We start from the raw sequence: 16,579 nt of genomic DNA on the forward strand, positions 1-16,579 counted from the left end.
CACCCAAAACAAACTTCTCGAACCAAAGGATCTTCACCATGACCAACGCCACCTACAACCGCCTGAACAAAGACGACGCCGTAGTCCTCCTGGTCGATCACCAGACCGGCCTTATCTCTCTGGTACAAGACTTTTCGCCCAACGAGTTCAAGAACAACGTGCTGGCGCTGGCCGACCTGGCGAAGTTCTTCGAACTGCCGACCATCCTGACCACCAGCTTCGAACAGGGCCCGAACGGTCCGCTGGTTCCAGAGCTGAAAGAGATGTTCCCGGACGCGCCGTACATTGCTCGTCCAGGCCAGATCAACGCCTGGGACAACGAAGACTTCGTCAAGGCGATCAAGGCGACTGGCCGCAAGCAACTGATCATCGCAGGCGTAGTGACGGACGTATGCGTGGCCTTCCCGACCCTCTCGGCGCTGGCTGAAGGTTTCGACGTGTTCGGGGTGACCGATGCGTCCGGGACCTTCAATACCACTGTGCAACAGGCTGCGTGGAACCGCATGACCCAGGCCGGTGCGCAGATGATGAACTGGTTCTCGGTAGCCTGTGAGCTGCACCGCGACTGGCGCAACGACATTGAAGGGCTGGGTAATCTGCTGTCGCAGCGGATTCCCAACTATCGCAACCTGATGAATAGCTACTCGGCGTTCACTGCCAAGTAAGGGATGTTGTTGCTGATGGCCTCATCGCTGGCAAGCCAGCTCCCACAGCGTTCAGCGGTGCACGCGATCCCTGTGGGAGCTGGCTTGCCAGCGATGAGGCCGGAGCAGGCGACATCAATCCTGCGGATACCACCGCGGCGTATACACCCACTCCCCACCCTCAGGCCGGGCAAAGGTCCGGGTAGTCGAAGACCCCACCAACACCATCGTGCGCATATCCACCATCTCCGGCACCAGCTCGCCCAAGGTAACCACCTTCAGCGACTGCCCCGGCCGGGCGATATCGCGGCCGAGCACCACCGGCGTGGCCGCGTCGCGATGACGACGAACGATGTCCAGCGCCTGCCCCAACTGCCACGGACGGGAGCGGGATATCGGGTTGTAGAAGGCCATCGCCAGGTCCGCCTGGGCCGCAAGATCCAGACGCTTCTCGATGATCGACCACGGCTTGAGGTTGTCCGAAAGCGAGATCACGCAGAAGTCATGCCCCAGCGGCGCCCCGGCCTGGGCCGCAGTAGCCAGCGAGGCCGAGATACCCGGCAGCATTTCCAGCTCGACCCGGTGCCAGGCAGGATCATCCGACGCCTCCAGCGCCTCAAGTACCGCCGCTGCCATGGCAAACACACCCGGGTCGCCAGACGACACCACGATCACCGAGCGCCCCTGCGCCGCCAGTTCGAAGGCATGCCGCGCACGCAGCAGTTCTTCGCGGTTGTCGGTGCAGTGCAGCACCTGGTCCTCACGGAACGGCCCGGCCATACGCACGTAGGTTTCATAGCCCAGCACATCGTTGGCCCGGGCCAGCTCGGCCTTGACCGCCGGCGCCATCAGCTCGGCAGCGCCAGGGCCGAGGCCGATCACCGCAACCCGACCACGGGCACGACCGATCCGCTCCGGATCGATAGGCTCGGCCGCCACGGCGATCGCCAGGCCCTCACCCACGACCTGCGGAGCGAGCAATTGCGGCAGGGCATGGGCAGCCAGTTCGCTGACCGAAGCAGCGGCTGCGAAACGCAGCGGCACGCCCAGGTCAGCAGCCGCGACATGCAGCGACGCCTCGGCCATCTCGTCTTCACTGGCCAGCAGGCAGGCCAGCGAAGCCTCGGCGATCTTCGCCTGATGCAGCGCAGTACGCACCGATCCCGCCAGTTCCGGCACTACGGCCGATACCGCCACCAGCACGCAACGCGGATGAATCAGCAGCTCATTGGCCGCCGCCTCGCGCTCGCCACAGCCCACATGGATGGTCAGTTGCGCCGCGTCGCTCTGCGGCAGACGGGCCTCGTTCAGCCAGGGCGCGGCACCTTCGATACGCACGCTTTCACCGGCCAGCAGATCGGAAACGAAACGCTTGCCCAGCTCCAGATCCGCCAGTGCATAACCGCTCGGCGGATTGAGCAGGCAGGTGCCGAAACGCAGCTCGCCACTGGTGGTGATCGCCGCCGCGACGCCCAGCCCGGCCGCGATTTCCCGGGCCATCACATTCACCCCGCCCAGCCCGCCAAGCAGCGGCACCACGGCGCTGCCATCCTCGGCCACGGCCAATACCGGCGGCTCCGCGCCCTTCTCCAGCAACACGCTGGCGAGGCTGCGAATAACGATGCCGGCCGCGCACAGGGCGATGATCGGCGTGTCCTGCTGGTAAAGCTGGAGCAGGGTCGCGCCGAATTCCTGATAGCTGCGGTCGACGTCCTCGACCCGGCCGGCCAGGCCGTGGATCAGGGCATCGGGATACAGGCGCTGGATCTTCCGGGCGGTGTCCAGGCTGCCTTTGCCCAGCACGACAATGGCGGGTGCGCGTCGGGTCATCAGCCTTGCCACCTTTCGCCAGGAACGATGATCAGCGAGAAGTACGGCGACGACTGCGGATCGACTTCATCCAGCGCGACGATCTTCTGGTTGGCCATGGTCGCCCGCTCGACGTACAGCGCACGCCCATCCAGGCCAAGCTCGGCCAGCACCGCGCGGACCTTGGGGAAGTTGCGCCCGAGCTTCATGATCACCGCGGCATCGGCATCGGCCAGGCGGCGCTTGAGTTCGTCATGGGGCAGCACGCCGGAGAGCACCGACAGGCTCTGGTTGCGATACACCAGCGGCGCACCGAGCACCGAGGCGCCACCGAGCATCGAGCACACGCCCGGAATCACCTGGGCATCGTAGCGCTCGGCCAGGCGGTCGTGCAGGTACATGTAGGAGCCGTAGAAGAACGGATCACCTTCGCAGATCACCGCCACATCGCGGCCGGCATCCAGGTGTTCGGCCACAGTGACGCTGGCTTCATCGTAGAAATCGCTGATGACCTGCTCGTAGGACAGCGGCGCCGGCAGGGCCTCGGTGGTCACCGGGTAGACCAGCGGCAGCAGGGTCTGCTCGCTTTGCAGGTACTGCTCGATGATGCCGAAGGCGTTGCCGCGCTTGCCCTTGGCGACGAAGTACGCCACCACCGGCGCTTCGCGCAGCAGGCGCAGGGCCTTGAGGGTGATCAGTTCAGGATCGCCGGGGCCGACACCCAGGCCGAGCAAACGTCCGCGGGCCTGCATCATTCCACCTCCGTGGCGAGGGCGTTGACTGCGGCAGCCGCCATGGCGCTACCGCCCAGGCGGCCTTCGACGATCACGAACGGTACGCCACGGCTGTCGGCGGCGAGCATCGCCTTGGATTCGGCGGCGCCGACGAAGCCCACCGGGAAGCCGAGGATCAGCGCCGGTTTCGGGGCGCCGGCGTCGATCATTTCCAGCAGGTAGAACAGCGCGGTCGGGGCATTGCCGATCACTACCACGCTGCCTTCCAGATGTGGCCGCCACAGCTCCAGGGCCACGGCGGAACGGGTATTGCCCAGCTCTTTCGCCAGGTCGGGCACGCTGTCGTCGCGCAGGGTGCAGATCACTTGGTTGTTGGCCGGCAGGCGCGCGCGGGTGATGCCTTCGGCGACCATGCGCGCGTCGCAGAGGATCGGCGCGCCCTGGGCCAGGGCTTCGCGACCGGCCTTGCCGGCGCCTTCGGAAAAGCGCAGCGAGTCCACTACCTCGACCATGCCGCAGGCATGGATCACCCGCACCGCGAGCTTTTCCAGGTCGGCCGGAATCCGCTCCAGGCGGGCCTCCTGGCGAATGATGGCGAAGGAGTTGCGATAGATCTCCTGGCCGTCGCGGATGTAATCAATCATCGAGGGTTGCTCCGTGGCGGGCGTCCAGGGTGGCGCCCGCTTCTTCCAATGTCAGGTTGCGCCCGGCAAGGCTGCCGGGGCCCGGCTGGGCCGGGTCGTGAAAATACAGGTCGTAGCGACCGGGGCCGACCGCCAGCAAGGTGCTCGGCGCGGTATGGGCCATGGCGCAGGAACGCTTGCAGCCGCTCAGGTGGATACCGGCGACCGGGCCGCGCTGGCGCAGGCTGGAGGCCAGTTGCACGGCGTCCGCCTTGGTATCGGCCAGGGCCTTGGCGCAGCCGGCGGAACCGGTGCAGGCGACCACGCCGGCCATGGGCGCGGCAGGGTCGGTGATCAGACCGAGGCAAGCCAGACCCGCCAGCACCCGCTCTGCCTGGGCCGCCGCCACATTGGGCAGCAGCACGCTTTGCCAAGGGGTCATGCGCAGGCTGCCGTCGCCGAGCTCGCGGGCCAATGCCGCGACGCCCCGCAGTTGCCGGGCGCTCAAACGTCCGAGCGGCGCCATGGCACCGACGGCGACACGGCCCGCTTGCTGCTGGGGATAGACACCCAGGTGCAGGGCGAGGTCACGTCCCTGACGGCGCCAGCCGGTGACGGCGGCGTCACGGCGCAAGGACAGCGGCAGGCCGGCGAGGAATTCGTCAACGCCCACGCTCTGCAGCAGTTGGCGCATGCGTGATTGCCCGACATCGGCCAGGTCGAGGAAGCGCTTGAGCACCGCGTGCACCAGGGCCAGACCGTCGCTCAATGGAACGGCGGCCAGCGGCGCGTCATGTCCGGGGCAGCCGGCCAGGCCGAAGGCCAGCCACAGCTGGTCGTCCAGGTGCAGCGGCGACAGCCACAGGTCATGGGGATGGCGCAGCATCGCCAGGGCCTCGCCGCCATCCAGCTGCACGGCGAACTTGGCCGACAGTTCATGGAAACGCGGGGTGGTCTGCAGCAGGTCGAGAATCCGCGCGCCCAGCGCCCGAGTATCGAAGAGCATGGCCGGGTCGAAACCGGCGGCCGGGCTGAGCATCAGGTTGCGCACATCGTCGCCGGCCGCTTCCCGCGGGCCGAGGCCGGCGGCGAGCAGTTGCGCGACCAGCCCCTGGTGATCCTCGCCCACCCCGCGAATCTGCAGGTTGCTGCGGTTGGTCACCTCGATCACCCCGCCGGCGAAACGCTCGGCCGCCGCCGCCACGGCCTCGGCCTGGTCGGCTTCGAGATGCCCGGCGTCCAGCTTGATCCGCGAGATCCCGCCGTCCAGCGCCTGGACGATGCGCCACAACCCCGGGCAGGCCGAGGGGCGAATGGCAGGAACAGGGCAGGACTGGCTCAAGGGATCACCCGTCAATCGTGGAAAAGCGGCTGGGTGCCGGAAGGCGCGGTATTATGCCTGCTTTGCCCGGCGGCGGGCCAAGCCTGCCGGTCGGATTGCCCCGGAAAAGAGGAACGGCATGGCGCCCTGGTTGACCATAGTAGGAATCGGCGAAGACGGCTTCAGCGGCCTCGGCAAGCAGGCCCGACGGGCGCTGCTGGGGTCGGCGAAGGTGTTCGGCAGCCCGCGTCAGCTGGAACTGCTGCCGCACTGCCTGAAAGCCGAGCGCCTGGCCTGGCCCAGCCCGTTCTCCCTGGCCCAGGTCCTGGCCTTGCGCGGCGAGCCGGTGTGCGTGCTGGCCAGCGGCGATCCGATGTTCTACGGCGTCGGCGCCAGTCTGGCGCGGCAGGTGCCGGCCGCCGAGCTGAACGTGATCTGCGCGCCATCCTCCTGCGCCCTTGCCGCCGCACGCCTGGGCTGGCCGTTGCAGGAGGTAGTGATCGTCTCGGTGGTCGCCCGTCCCCTCGCCCGGCTGAACGCCCATCTGTACAGCGGCCAGCGCCTGCTGGTGCTGTGCAACGATGGCCGCAGCCCCGCCGCCATCGCCGCGCTGCTGCGCGAGCGGGGTTTCGGGCCGAGCCGGATGACCGTGCTGGAACACCTGGGCGGCCCTGCTGAACGCCAGGTGCAGGGCAGCGCCAATGACTGGAACCACGAGGCGGTCGCCGACCTCAACCTGCTCGCCATCGAGTGCGTAGCCGATGCCAACGCGCCGCTCCTGTCGCCGCTGGCCGGGTTGCCGGACAGTGCCTTCCGGCATGACGGCCAGATCACCAAGCGCGATGTCCGCGCCATCACCCTCGCCCGCCTGGCCCCGCGTCCGGGCGAGCTGCTCTGGGATGTAGGCGCCGGCAGCGGCTCCATCGGTATCGAGTGGATGCGCGCCCATCCGTCGTGCCGGGCGCTGGCGATCGAGGCCGACGAGGGGCGCCAGCAACTGATCGAACTCAATCGCGACGCCCTCGGCGTGCCCGGCCTGCAACTGATCCGTGGCCGTGCGCCGGAGGCATTGCAGGGGCTGGAGCCGCCGGACGCGATCTTCATCGGTGGCGGCGTGACCATTCCCGGCGTGCTGGAGCATTGCTGGGCGCAACTGCGCCCGGGCGGTCGCCTGGTGGCTAACGCCGTGACCCTGCAAAGCGAAGTGCGCCTGATGGACTGGCGCCAGCGCCACGGCGGCGAGCTGACCCGCATCCATGTCGCCCAGGCCCAGCCTCTCGGCGCTTTCGACACCTGGCGCCAGGCCCTGCCGATTACCCTGCTCGAAGCGCTCAAGGATGCGTGAGGAAAGCGCCGAACAGCCGGCCCCGCTGCGCAGCGGCCTGACCACCGGCAGTTGCGCCACCGCCACCAGCCTTGCGGCGGCGCGCCTGCTGCTGACCGGGCAGGCCCATGACGCGGTGGATATCACCCTGCCCAAAGGCAAGCAGGTGCAGATGCGCCTGGAGTTCTGCCGCCTGCATGAAGACGGCGCCGAGGCCGGCACCCTGAAGGACGCCGGCGACGACCCGGACGTGACCCACGGCGCCCTGCTCTACAGTCGCGTGCGCCTGATCGCGGAGCCCGGCGTGCGCTTCATCGCCGGGCAAGGCGTCGGCACCGTGACCCGGCCCGGCCTGGTCCTGGCGGTGGGCGAACCGGCGATCAATCCGGTGCCGCGGCGGATGATGAGCGAGCACCTGACCCAACTTGCCGCAGATTGCGGCTATGCAGGCGGCTTCGAAGTCACGGTCAACGTGCAGGACGGCGAAAGCCTGGCCCTGAAGACCATGAACCCGCGCCTGGGCATCCTCGGCGGGCTGTCGATCCTCGGCACCAGCGGCATCGTCCGGCCGTTTTCCTGCTCGGCCTATATCGCCTCGATCCACCAGGGCATCGATGTGGCCAAGACCAACGGCTACGAACACATCGCCGCCTGCACCGGCAACGCCAGCGAGGACACCATGCGCCGGGTCTACAACCTCCCGGAGATCGCCCTGATCGAGATGGGCGACTTCGTCGGCGCGGTGCTCAAGCACCTGCGCAAGGTGCCGGTGGCACGCCTCAGCCTGTGCGGCGGCTTCGGCAAGATCAGCAAGCTGGCCGCCGGGCATATGGACCTGCACAGCCGGCATTCCAGCATCGACCTGCCGCAACTGGCCGAATGGGCGGCGGCGGTCGGCGCCGATGCCGGGTTGCAGCGCGCAATCATCCAGGCCAATACCAGCCAGCAGGCCCTGGCTCTCGCCCATGCCGCCGGGGTGCCGCTGGGCGATGCGGTGTGCGCCCACGCCCTGGCCTTCGCCCGCAGCGTGGTGCCGGGGCAGGTTGCAGTGGAAGTGTTCGCCATCGACCGCCAGGGCGGGATCGTCGGCAAGGCGGGTGTGCAATGAACCGGCGGGTGCTGTTGCTGGGTGGCGTGGCCGAGGCGCTGCGGATCGCCCGGCAGTTGGGGCCGCAGCATGTCTACAGCCTCGCCGGGATCGGCCGGGTGCCGGATGACCTGGCCTGCCAGGTGCGGGTCGGCGGATTTGGCGGGGCCGAAGGGCTGGCGGAGTACCTGCACAGCGAAGGCATCGATCTGCTGATCGACGCGACTCACCCTTACGCCGCGCAGATCAGCGCCAATGCCGCCCGGGCGGCAACCCTGGCCGGCATTCCCTGCTGGGCCCTGCGCCGACCGGCCTGGGAAGCACAGCCCGGGGACGACTGGCACGACGTGCACGACTGGGCCGGGCTGATCGAGGCCGTGCGCCCCTTCCGCCGCCCGCTGTTCACCCTCGGTCGCGAACCCCTGCAACATCTCGACGAAATCCCGCCTGGGCAGTTCTGGACCCTGCGCGCCCTCGACGCCTGCCCCGGCAACGAGCGCTGCGAGGTGATCGGCGCGCGAGGTCCCTTCCTTCTCGAAGACGAGCGAGCACTGTTCGAGCGCCGCCAGATCGATGTGCTGATCAGCAAGAACAGCGGCAGCGGCGCCACCGAACCCAAGCTGCAGGTGGCCCGGGAGCGCGGCATCCCGGTGCTGATCCTTGCCCGCCCGCCCCTCCCGGACGTCGACCGGCAGTTCCCCGACCCGGCCAGCCTGCTGGCAGCGCTGAGCGCAGAACACTTGCTGTAATTGCCCGGTGCTTGCCAATCCCCGGGCAAGCGTTTCCAATGCCGTATCCCCTCACAACGCAAGGCTGCGGACTATGGAACTGCAATGGTGGATCTGGCTGGTGCTGGGCTTCGGCCTGATCCTGCTGGAACTGGTGCTGCCCACCTTCTTCATCATCTGGTTCGGCATCGGCGCGGTGGCCGTAGGGGTCATCGCCGGGCTGGTGCCGGGGCTGTCCCTGGCCAGCGAGCTGATCATCTGGGTGGTGCTGTCGTCACTGACCGTGGCCCTGTGGTTCAAGGTGTTCAAGCCGCGCCAGGCCGACAAGCGCTGGACCGCCGACGAAGTGATCGGCGAAGTCGGCCTGCTCACCGTCGCGGTGTCGGAGTTCCAGAAAGGCCGCGTGCGCTTCCAGAAACCGATCCTCGGCAACGAGGAATGGACCTGCATCGCCAATGCCGACATCGCGGCCGGCGAGCGGGTGCGCATCGTCGCCATCGAAGGCAACACCGTAAGGGTCGCCAAGGCCTGAACACGGGGTTCAGGACATCATCAAAGGAGAGAGAAACGACATGACCAGTCTGATCATTACCGCAACCATCGCCCTGTTCGTGCTTGTCACCGTGTTCAAGGGCGTACGCATCGTGCCCCAGGGCGAGGAATGGGTGGTCGAGCGCCTGGGCCGCTACCACACCACCCTCAAGCCGGGCCTGAACATCCTGGTCCCGTACATGGACGTGGTCGCCTACCGCCTGCCGACCAAGGACATCATCCTCGACGTGCAGCAGCAGGAAATCATCACCCGCGACAACGCGGTGATCGTCGCCAACGCCCTCTGTTTTGCCAAGGTGGTGGACCCGCAGAAAGCCTCCTACGGCGTGGTCAACTATGCCTACGCGGTGACCAGCCTGACCATGACCTCGCTGCGTGCCATCGTCGGTGCGATGGACCTGGACGAAGCGCTGTCCAGCCGCGAACAGATCAAGGCGCGGTTGCGTGAGGCCATGTCGGAACAGACCGAGGACTGGGGTATCACCGTGCGTTCGGTGGAAATCCAGGACATCAAGCCGTCGCCCAGCATGCAGACGGCAATGGAGCGCCAGGCGGCTGCCGAGCGTGAGCGGAAAGCCGACGTGACCCGTGCCGAGGGTGCCAAGCAGGCGGCGATCCTCGAAGCCCAGGCCCGCCAGGAATCGGCCAAGCTCGATGCGGCAGCCCAGGTGAACCTGGCGGAAGCTTCGGCCCAGGCCATCACCCTGGTGAAGAATGCGGTGGGCACCGATGTGACGCCGGCCATGTATCTGCTGGGTGAGCGCTACATCAATGCCATGGAGAACCTGGCGGCGAGCGACAACGCCAAGATGGTGGTGCTGCCGGCGGATCTGCAGGAGGCTGTGAGAGGGATGCTCGGCCGGACCAAATCCTGAAGGCTGAGAGCCCTATCGCTGGCAAGCCAGCTCCCACAGGGTTTTGCGGTGCACGCGAGACCTGTGGAAGCTGGCTTGCCAGCGATGAGGCCCTCAAGGTCCACAGCAAAGTGCGGCACTTCATCGCACCCCCATTTTTTACTTCCCCCCGATCTTCTGGCTAAATAGCCAGCATCCAAATCCCACCGGATCAACCCATGCCCGCACACCGGCTTGCCTACGCCTGGATCGCCTGCTTCGCAGTGCTGTTCAATCTGCTGGCCATGCCGTTGTCCGCGTCCGCCGCCAAGGCCCCTGCCGAGCAACTGTTGTGGGGGGCGTTCTGCTCCACCGGCGGCACCAAGCTGGTCGCCATCTCCATCGGCCAACTCGACCCCAGCCAGAGCAACGACGACCACGCCGTCATGCAGCATTGCTGGTGCTGTTCCGGTTCCGCCCCCGCCCTGGCCCTGCCCGGCACACCCGCACAACTGACGCTGCCCGAACATGCCCTGGCCAGCGCCCTCGATGCACTCCCCCCCGCCCAGCCGACACCCCGCGAACGCTGGCCTGCGCTCAATCCCCGCGCCTCCCCTTCGGTCTGATTCACCTACGCTCTTAACGCGCACAATCCGAATCGACTGGAGACACCCCATGTTCAAGAACGCCCTGCTGCTGGCCGCCCTGCTGCTGCCTGCCGGTTTCGCCACTGCCCACGAATACAACGCCGGCAACCTGCATATCGCCCACCCGTGGTCCCTGGAATTGCCGCCGAACGCCCCCAACGTCGCGGCCTACTTCATCATCGACAACAAAGGCGCCGAGGCCGACCGCCTGCTCAGCGTCGAGACCCCGATCAGCGACCGTTCCGAGCTGCATGAACACGTGATGAACGGCGATGTGATGCGCATGCAGCAGGTACCCAATGTCGCCGTGCCGGCCCACGGCCAGGTGACCTTCAGCCCCAGCGCCTACCACGTGATGATCATGCAGCCCAAGGACCGCAGCCTGCTGACCGACGGCAAGCGCTTCCCGCTGACCCTGCACTTCGAGAAAGCCGGTGACGTCACCGTTGAGGTTGCGGTGCAGAAGCAGCCACCTGAAGGGACCTCCGCCCACCAGCACTGATCGCTGAACGCTGCTCGCCATGAGCCTCGCCCGGACCGAACGGCACCGGCCACCGCGCCCTGATACCAGGAGCAAACGCGCTGGCTGGCTGAGCCTGTTCGCCATGCTGATGATGTTCATCGGACCGCTGGTTTCCCAGTCGATGCCGATGCAGCACGGCTCTTCCATGCCCATGGACATGGACATGGCCGCGGGCATGCACATGGACGGCGGGCACCACGGCGACGGCCACCACGGCGGCGATGCCTCGCTGCATGTGATGTGGGAGAAGTGCGGCTATTGCAGCCTGTTCTTCCACTGCCCGGCCCTGCCGCAGCAACTCAGCCCGCTCAACAGCGAAATCCTCGCGACCAGCAACCGCCTGGTCATCCAGCCCCGCCACGGCCACCCGCGCCAGGCCTTCTTCCCCGGCGCCCGCAGCCGCGCCCCGCCTTCCCCATCGATCGCCTGACCACCTGACAACAACGTGCTTCGCGGACGGCAGCCTGCCGTGCCCGCGTGCACCTTCATGACCGATCGATGTTGGAAACCCTATGTCCAGCTCCACCCCTGTCTATCGTTTGTCCCTGCGCGGGACCATTGCACTGCTTTGCGGCAGCCTGCTGGCCCCGGTCGCCCTGGCCGCGGAACCCGGCCACGAAGGCCATGAGCATGACCCAGCCGAACTCAGCCCGACGGTGATCACCGCCGTCGCGCCCAGCTCGCCACTGACCATCGTCACCAACCCCAAGGACCCGCGCCAGCCGATCCCGGCCAGTGATGGCGCCGATTACCTGAAAACCATCCCCGGTTTCTCGGCGATCCGCTCCGGCGGCACCAACGGCGACCCGGTGCTGCGCGGCATGTTCGGCTCGCGCCTGAACATCCTCACCAATGGCGGCGTGATGCTCGGCGCCTGCCCGAACCGCATGGACGCGCCGACCTCCTATATCTCCCCGGAAACCTACGACCGCCTCACCGTGATCAAGGGCCCGCAAACCGTGCAATGGGGCCCGGGCGCATCGGCCGGGACCATCCTTTTCGAGCGCGAGCCGGAGAAGTTCGGCGAGCTCGGCACACGGGTCAACGCCAGCCTGCTGGCCGGTTCCAACGGGCGCTTCGACAAGGTGCTGGATGCGGCGGCAGGTGGCCAGGAAGGCTATATGCGCTTCGTCGGCAACCAGTCGCGTTCCGATGATTACAAGGACGGCAACGGCGACACCGTGCCGTCGAAGTGGGACAAGTGGAACGGCGATGTCGCCATCGGCTGGACCCCGGACAGCGACACCCTGCTGGAACTCACCGCTGGCCGTGGCGACGGCGAGGCTCGTTACGCCGGGCGCGGCATGGACGGCTCGCAGTTCAAGCGCGAAAGCCTCGGCCTGCGCTTCGAGAAATCCAATATCGGCGAGGTCTTCGACAAGCTCGAGGCTCAGGTCTACTACAACTACGCCGACCACGTGATGGACAACTACAGCCTGCGCACGCCGTCCGGCACCGGGATGATGGCCGGCCCCATGGCCAGCAACGTCGACCGCCGCACCCTGGGGGCGCGAATCAAGGGCACCTGGCGCTGGGAAGATGTGACCCTGGTCAGCGGCATCGACGCGCAAACCAATGAACACCGCCAGCGCATGGGCATGGGCGTCAACACCTACGGCAACCAGCCCTGGACCAAGGACGCCGACTTCCACAACTACGGCGTGTTCGGCGAACTGACCTGGGAGCTGGACAGCCAGGACCGCCTCATCAGCGGTGCTCGCCTGGATCGCGCCACGGCCAAGGATTTTCGCCAGCGCATCGGCTCGGGCATGATGAGCATGCCCAACCCCACCGCCGGCGAGACCCGCGCCGACACCCTGCCCAGCGGCTTCGTGCGCTACGAGCACGACCTGGTCGACATCCCCGCTACCACCTACGTCGGCCTGGGTCACGCCCAGCGCTTCCCGGACTACTGGGAGCTGTTCTCGCCGAGCTCAGGCCCGCTGGGCTCGGTCAACGCCTTCGACTCGATCAAGCCGGAGAAGACCACCCAGCTGGACTTCGGCATCCAGTACAAGACCGAGACCCTGGAAGCCTGGGCCTCGGGCTACGTCGGCCAGGTTCGCGACTACATTCTTTATGACTACCGTGGCGGCGCCAATGTGTCCCGCGCCGACAATATCGACGCGCGGATCATGGGCGGCGAAATGGGCGTGGCCTACCAGCTGACGTCCAACTGGAAGGCCGACGCCACCCTCGCCTATGCCTGGGGCAAGAACAGCAGCGACGGTTCGGCCTTGCCGCAGATGCCGCCGCTGGAAAGCCGCCTCGGCCTGACCTACAGCGAAAGCGACTGGAGCGCCGGCGCCTTGTGGCGCCTGGTCTCGGCGCAGAACCGGGTGTCGGAGAACTACGGCAACATCGTCGGCAAGGACTTCGACAAGTCCGCCGGCTTCGGCGTGTTCTCGCTCAACGGCGCGTACCGCGTGAGCAAGCACCTCAAGCTCAGTGCCGGCGTCGACAACCTGTTCGACAAGGCCTACGCCGAGCACCTGAACCTGGCGGGCAACGCCGGCTTCGGCTACTCCGGCACGGAAACGGTGAACGAGCCGGGACGCACCTTCTGGACCAAGGTCGACCTGAGTTTCTGATCCAGCCCGGGCGCGGCCGCGTGCCGCGCCCCTCATTCGGGAGCGCTCCATGAGCAAGCCATCGTTTTCCTTCTACAACCTGGCGTGGCGCTGGCACTTCTATGCCGGGCTGTTCGTCGCGCCGGTGATGATCCTGCTGGCCATTACCGGAATCATCTACCTGTTCAAGCCGCAGCTGGACCCGCTGATGTACCGCTCGCTGATGGTGGTCGAGGCCGCGCATCACAAGCACCCGGCGGACCACCTGATGCACCTGGTGCAGGAGGCGTATCCGGGCGGACAGGTCAGCCAGTACCTGCCGGCGCCGGCGGCGGACCGCAGCGCGCAGTTCGTGGTCAAGCGCGACGGGCAGGAGCTGAACGTGTTCGTCGACCCGTACAACGGCAAGGTGCTGGGCGACCAGGATGCCAAGAGCAACCTGCAAGCCGTGGCCCGGGCCCTGCACGGCGAATTGATGGTCGGCACCGTCGGTGACCGCGTGGTGGAACTGGCGGCGGGCTGGGGCATCGTCCTGGTGGTGTCCGGCCTGTATCTCTGGTGGCCGCGGGGCGGGCGTTTCGCCGGGGTGTTCTGGCCGCGGATGACTGCCCGCGGGCGGGTGCTGTGGCGGGATCTGCATGCGGTCAGTGGCTTTTGGGGATCGCTGGTCCTGTTGCTGATGCTGCTCAGCGGCATGACCTGGACCGGGTTCTGGGGCAAGCAGTACGCCGACCTGTGGAACCGCTTCCCGGCGGCGATGTGGAATGACGTGCCGCAGTCCGACCAGGAAGCCCGCACGCTCAACACCGCTGCGCGGCAGACCGTGCCGTGGGCGGTGGAAAACACGCCGATGCCGCAGTCCAGCGGCGCGCATGCCGAGCACCAGGGCCATATGCACATGGACAGCGGCCCGGCGGCGCCGGAGGTCAGCCTGCAGAAAGTCGAGGACATCGCCACCGGGCGCGGGGTCGAGCCGGGCTACAGCATCACCTTGCCGACCACCGCCAGCGGCGTGTTCACCATCGCCGTGTTCGCCGATGATCCGCGTAACGATGCGACCCTGCATATCGACCAGTACACCGGGAAGGTCCTGGTGGATGTGCGCTGGCAGGACTACAGCACGGTAGCGCGGGCCACGGAGCTGGGGGTGATGCTGCATGAGGGCAAGATGTTCGGTTGGCTGAACCAGATGCTGATTCTGCTGATCTGCCTGATGGTGCTGCTCGGCTCGGTGAGCGGGCTGGTCATGTGGTGGAAGCGTCGGCCGGAAGGTGGCCTGGGTGTTCCGCCGCTGCGCCACGATCTGCCGCGCTGGAAGACCGCCACGGTGGTGATGATTGTGCTGGGCGTGGCGTTCCCGCTGGTGGGGCTGTCGATGCTGGTGGTGTGGGGGCTGGACCGGGTGTTCGGCAAGCGCCTGCTGGTAGCCAGGGCCTGATCTCTTGGAAGCACCACGGCCCCTGTGGGAGCTGGCTTGCCAGCGATTGCAATGGTGAATTCACTACCGCTATCGCTGGCAAGCCAGCTCCCACAGGGTGCGCGGCGCTCTTCAGTGCGGCGGCCTGTCCAGCACTATCCAAGCGAAAACTAAAGCCTCACATGTAGTCCCTTTCGCTTTCCCTTGCAGGCATCCCCCTAAAGTCGAGTCATCTTGTCGCGTCTACCCCGCAAGCGAGCGTGGTAGCCTAGCCGCCGCTTCACATACAAGAAGACTGCGATTTATGGAATGCATGCAATGAATCAAGACATTACTAAGGACGGGCAGGAACATCACCTGCAACGCAACCTGACCAATCGACACATCCAGTTGATTGCCATCGGCGGGGCCATCGGCACCGGTCTGTTCATGGGCTCGGGCAAGACCATCAGTCTGGCCGGACCTTCGATCATCTTCGTCTACATGATCATCGGTTTCATGCTGTTCTTCGTCATGCGGGCGATGGGCGAGCTGCTGCTGTCGAACCTCAACTACAAATCCTTCATCGATTTCTCCGCCGACCTGCTCGGGCCCTGGGCCGGGTATTTCACGGGCTGGACCTACTGGTTCTGCTGGATCGTCACCGGCATCGCCGATGTGATCGCCATCGCCGGCTATTCGCAATTCTGGTTCCCCGACCTGCCGCAGTGGGTGCCGGCGATCATGTGCGTCGGCGTGCTGCTGTCGCTGAACCTGATCACCGTGAAGCTGTTCGGCGAGATCGAGTTCTGGTTCGCGATGATCAAGATCGTCGCCATCGTCGGCCTGATCGGCACCGGCCTGTACATGATGACCACCGGCTTCCAGTCGCCCAACGGCGATACCGCCAGCCTGGGCAACCTGTGGAATGACGGGGGCATGTTCCCCCATGGCCTGATGGGCTTCTTCGCCGGCTTCCAGATCGCCGTGTTCGCCTTCGTCGGCATCGAGCTGGTCGGTACCACCGCTGCCGAAGCCAAGGACCCGGAACGCACCCTGCCGCGGGCGATCAACTCGATCCCGCTGCGCATCATCATGTTCTACGTGTTCGCCCTGATCGCGATCATGGCCGTCACCCCATGGCGCGACGTGGTGCCGAACAAGAGCCCGTTCGTCGAGCTGTTCATTCTCGCCGGCCTGCCGGCAGCGGCGGCCGTGATCAACTTCGTGGTGCTGACCTCGGCCGCCTCGTCGGCCAACAGCGGCGTGTTCTCCACCAGCCGCATGCTCTTCGGCCTGGCCCAGGAAGGCGACGCACCGAAGGCCTTCGAGAAGCTGTCGAACCGCGACGTGCCGGCCAACGGCCTGTACTTCTCCTGCACCTGCCTGCTGCTGGGCGCGGCGCTGATGTACCTGATCCCGGACCTGATGGAGGCCTTCACCCTGGTCACCACGGTGTCGGCGGTGCTGTTCATGTTCGTCTGGTCGCTGATCCTGCTGTCGTGGCTGAACTACCGCAAGCAACGCCCCGAACTGCACGCCAGGTCGAAGTACAAGATGCCCGGCGGACGCTTCATGTGCTGGGCCTGCCTGGTCTTCTTCGCCTTCATCCTGGTGCTGCTGAGCTTCGAGACCGACACCCGCCAGGCGCTGATGGTCACCCCGATCTGGTTCCTGATCCTCACCGTGACCTACCAGTTCGTCCGTAGCCGCCGTCATCCACGCGGCCAGGTCAACGCTCCCCGCGGTTGATCCTTCCCTTGCTGGCTATTGCGCACCATCTGGGCG

General features: G+C 66.5%; 16 protein-coding genes. 12 read left to right on the top strand and 4 right to left on the bottom strand.

Annotation, left to right across the window (positions count from 1 at the left end; genetic code table 11):
- The first annotated feature begins 38 nt into the window (after positions 1-38).
- Positions 39-665: an isochorismate family cysteine hydrolase YcaC gene (gene ycaC / locus PSEMO_RS19940; RefSeq protein ID WP_075804693.1), complete on the top strand. Its 627-nt coding sequence runs from the start codon at positions 39-41 to the stop codon at positions 663-665.
- Positions 666-779: 114 nt separating this feature from the next.
- Here ycaC and cobJ read toward each other — a convergent pair whose 3' ends face one another.
- Genes cobJ through cobG form a run of 4 tightly spaced genes read right to left on the bottom strand, consistent with a single transcriptional unit; the run spans position 780 to position 5,152 of the window.
- A complete protein-coding gene (gene cobJ, locus PSEMO_RS19945) occupies positions 780-2,474 on the bottom strand; it encodes a precorrin-3B C(17)-methyltransferase (protein ID WP_075804694.1) in 1,695 nt (564 codons plus the stop codon).
- Positions 2,474-3,205, bottom strand: coding sequence for a precorrin-2 C(20)-methyltransferase (locus PSEMO_RS19950; RefSeq protein WP_075804695.1), 732 nt, complete (start codon positions 3,203-3,205; stop codon positions 2,474-2,476). Before PSEMO_RS19950 ends, cobJ begins: the two co-directional genes overlap by 1 nt.
- On the bottom strand, positions 3,205-3,831 hold the full coding sequence (locus PSEMO_RS19955; RefSeq protein ID WP_075804696.1) for a precorrin-8X methylmutase: 627 nt from the start codon (positions 3,829-3,831) through the stop codon (positions 3,205-3,207). Before PSEMO_RS19955 ends, PSEMO_RS19950 begins: the two co-directional genes overlap by 1 nt.
- Complete coding sequence (gene cobG / locus PSEMO_RS19960) at positions 3,824-5,152, bottom strand: precorrin-3B synthase (protein WP_075804697.1); 1,329 nt, start codon at positions 5,150-5,152, stop codon at positions 3,824-3,826. Before cobG ends, PSEMO_RS19955 begins: the two co-directional genes overlap by 8 nt.
- Before the next feature lie 118 nt (positions 5,153-5,270).
- Here cobG and cbiE point away from each other — a divergent pair, with 118 nt between their 5' ends.
- The 11 genes from cbiE to cycA all read left to right on the top strand — a co-directional run bounded on the left by cbiE (position 5,271) and on the right by cycA (position 16,543).
- Complete coding sequence (cbiE, locus tag PSEMO_RS19965) at positions 5,271-6,476, top strand: precorrin-6y C5,15-methyltransferase (decarboxylating) subunit CbiE (RefSeq protein ID WP_075804698.1); 1,206 nt, start codon at positions 5,271-5,273, stop codon at positions 6,474-6,476.
- On the top strand, positions 6,469-7,563 hold the full coding sequence (locus PSEMO_RS19970) for a cobalt-precorrin-5B (C(1))-methyltransferase (protein WP_075804699.1): 1,095 nt from the start codon (positions 6,469-6,471) through the stop codon (positions 7,561-7,563). The genes cbiE and PSEMO_RS19970 overlap by 8 nt, the downstream gene beginning before the upstream one ends.
- Complete coding sequence (locus PSEMO_RS19975) at positions 7,560-8,291, top strand: cobalt-precorrin-6A reductase (protein ID WP_075804700.1); 732 nt, start codon at positions 7,560-7,562, stop codon at positions 8,289-8,291. The genes PSEMO_RS19970 and PSEMO_RS19975 overlap by 4 nt, the downstream gene beginning before the upstream one ends.
- A 73-nt stretch (positions 8,292-8,364) precedes the next feature.
- Positions 8,365-8,802 (top strand): NfeD family protein, encoded by a 438-nt coding sequence (locus PSEMO_RS19980; RefSeq protein ID WP_075804701.1) that lies wholly within the window; start codon positions 8,365-8,367, stop codon positions 8,800-8,802.
- Positions 8,803-8,842: 40 nt separating this feature from the next.
- Positions 8,843-9,697: an SPFH domain-containing protein gene (locus PSEMO_RS19985; RefSeq protein WP_075804702.1), complete on the top strand. Its 855-nt coding sequence runs from the start codon at positions 8,843-8,845 to the stop codon at positions 9,695-9,697.
- 197 nt (positions 9,698-9,894) lie between these two features.
- A complete protein-coding gene (locus tag PSEMO_RS19990; protein WP_075804703.1) occupies positions 9,895-10,281 on the top strand; it encodes a DUF2946 domain-containing protein in 387 nt (128 codons plus the stop codon).
- A 49-nt stretch (positions 10,282-10,330) separates the two neighbouring features.
- Positions 10,331-10,804 (top strand): copper chaperone PCu(A)C, encoded by a 474-nt coding sequence (locus tag PSEMO_RS19995; protein WP_075804704.1) that lies wholly within the window; start codon positions 10,331-10,333, stop codon positions 10,802-10,804.
- Between the two features lie 19 nt (positions 10,805-10,823).
- On the top strand, positions 10,824-11,255 hold the full coding sequence (locus tag PSEMO_RS20000; RefSeq protein WP_075804705.1) for a DUF2946 domain-containing protein: 432 nt from the start codon (positions 10,824-10,826) through the stop codon (positions 11,253-11,255).
- Between the two features lie 82 nt (positions 11,256-11,337).
- On the top strand, positions 11,338-13,416 hold the full coding sequence (locus PSEMO_RS20005; RefSeq protein WP_075804706.1) for a TonB-dependent copper receptor: 2,079 nt from the start codon (positions 11,338-11,340) through the stop codon (positions 13,414-13,416).
- A 49-nt stretch (positions 13,417-13,465) separates the two neighbouring features.
- Positions 13,466-14,833 (top strand): PepSY-associated TM helix domain-containing protein, encoded by a 1,368-nt coding sequence (locus PSEMO_RS20010; protein WP_075804707.1) that lies wholly within the window; start codon positions 13,466-13,468, stop codon positions 14,831-14,833.
- A 297-nt stretch (positions 14,834-15,130) separates the two neighbouring features.
- A complete protein-coding gene (gene cycA / locus PSEMO_RS20015; RefSeq protein ID WP_075804708.1) occupies positions 15,131-16,543 on the top strand; it encodes a D-serine/D-alanine/glycine transporter in 1,413 nt (470 codons plus the stop codon).
- Positions 16,544-16,579 lie beyond the last annotated feature (36 nt).

It is taken from the genome of Pseudomonas putida (assembly GCF_001941965.1).
Classification (GTDB): Bacteria; Pseudomonadota; Gammaproteobacteria; order Pseudomonadales; family Pseudomonadaceae; genus Aquipseudomonas; species Aquipseudomonas putida_L.

Bases quoted from the DNA above. Each gene is read 5' to 3' on its own strand.
- PSEMO_RS20010 (WP_075804707.1), top strand. From the start codon at position 13,466: ATGAGCAAGCCATCGTTTTCCTTCTACAACCTGGCGTGGCGCTGGCAC.
- PSEMO_RS19990 (WP_075804703.1), top strand. From the start codon at position 9,895: ATGCCCGCACACCGGCTTGCCTACGCCTGGATCGCCTGCTTCGCAGTG.
- PSEMO_RS19950 (WP_075804695.1), bottom strand. From the start codon at position 3,205: ATGCAGGCCCGCGGACGTTTGCTCGGCCTGGGTGTCGGCCCCGGCGAT.
- PSEMO_RS19975 (WP_075804700.1), top strand. From the start codon at position 7,560: ATGAACCGGCGGGTGCTGTTGCTGGGTGGCGTGGCCGAGGCGCTGCGG.
- PSEMO_RS19995 (WP_075804704.1), top strand. From the start codon at position 10,331: ATGTTCAAGAACGCCCTGCTGCTGGCCGCCCTGCTGCTGCCTGCCGGT.
- PSEMO_RS20005 (WP_075804706.1), top strand. From the start codon at position 11,338: ATGTCCAGCTCCACCCCTGTCTATCGTTTGTCCCTGCGCGGGACCATT.
- PSEMO_RS19985 (WP_075804702.1), top strand. From the start codon at position 8,843: ATGACCAGTCTGATCATTACCGCAACCATCGCCCTGTTCGTGCTTGTC.
- cycA (WP_075804708.1), top strand. From the start codon at position 15,131: ATGAATCAAGACATTACTAAGGACGGGCAGGAACATCACCTGCAACGC.
- PSEMO_RS19955 (WP_075804696.1), bottom strand. From the start codon at position 3,831: ATGATTGATTACATCCGCGACGGCCAGGAGATCTATCGCAACTCCTTC.
- PSEMO_RS19980 (WP_075804701.1), top strand. From the start codon at position 8,365: ATGGAACTGCAATGGTGGATCTGGCTGGTGCTGGGCTTCGGCCTGATC.
- cbiE (WP_075804698.1), top strand. From the start codon at position 5,271: ATGGCGCCCTGGTTGACCATAGTAGGAATCGGCGAAGACGGCTTCAGC.
- ycaC (WP_075804693.1), top strand. From the start codon at position 39: ATGACCAACGCCACCTACAACCGCCTGAACAAAGACGACGCCGTAGTC.
- PSEMO_RS19970 (WP_075804699.1), top strand. From the start codon at position 6,469: ATGCGTGAGGAAAGCGCCGAACAGCCGGCCCCGCTGCGCAGCGGCCTG.
- cobJ (WP_075804694.1), bottom strand. From the start codon at position 2,474: ATGACCCGACGCGCACCCGCCATTGTCGTGCTGGGCAAAGGCAGCCTG.
- PSEMO_RS20000 (WP_075804705.1), top strand. From the start codon at position 10,824: ATGAGCCTCGCCCGGACCGAACGGCACCGGCCACCGCGCCCTGATACC.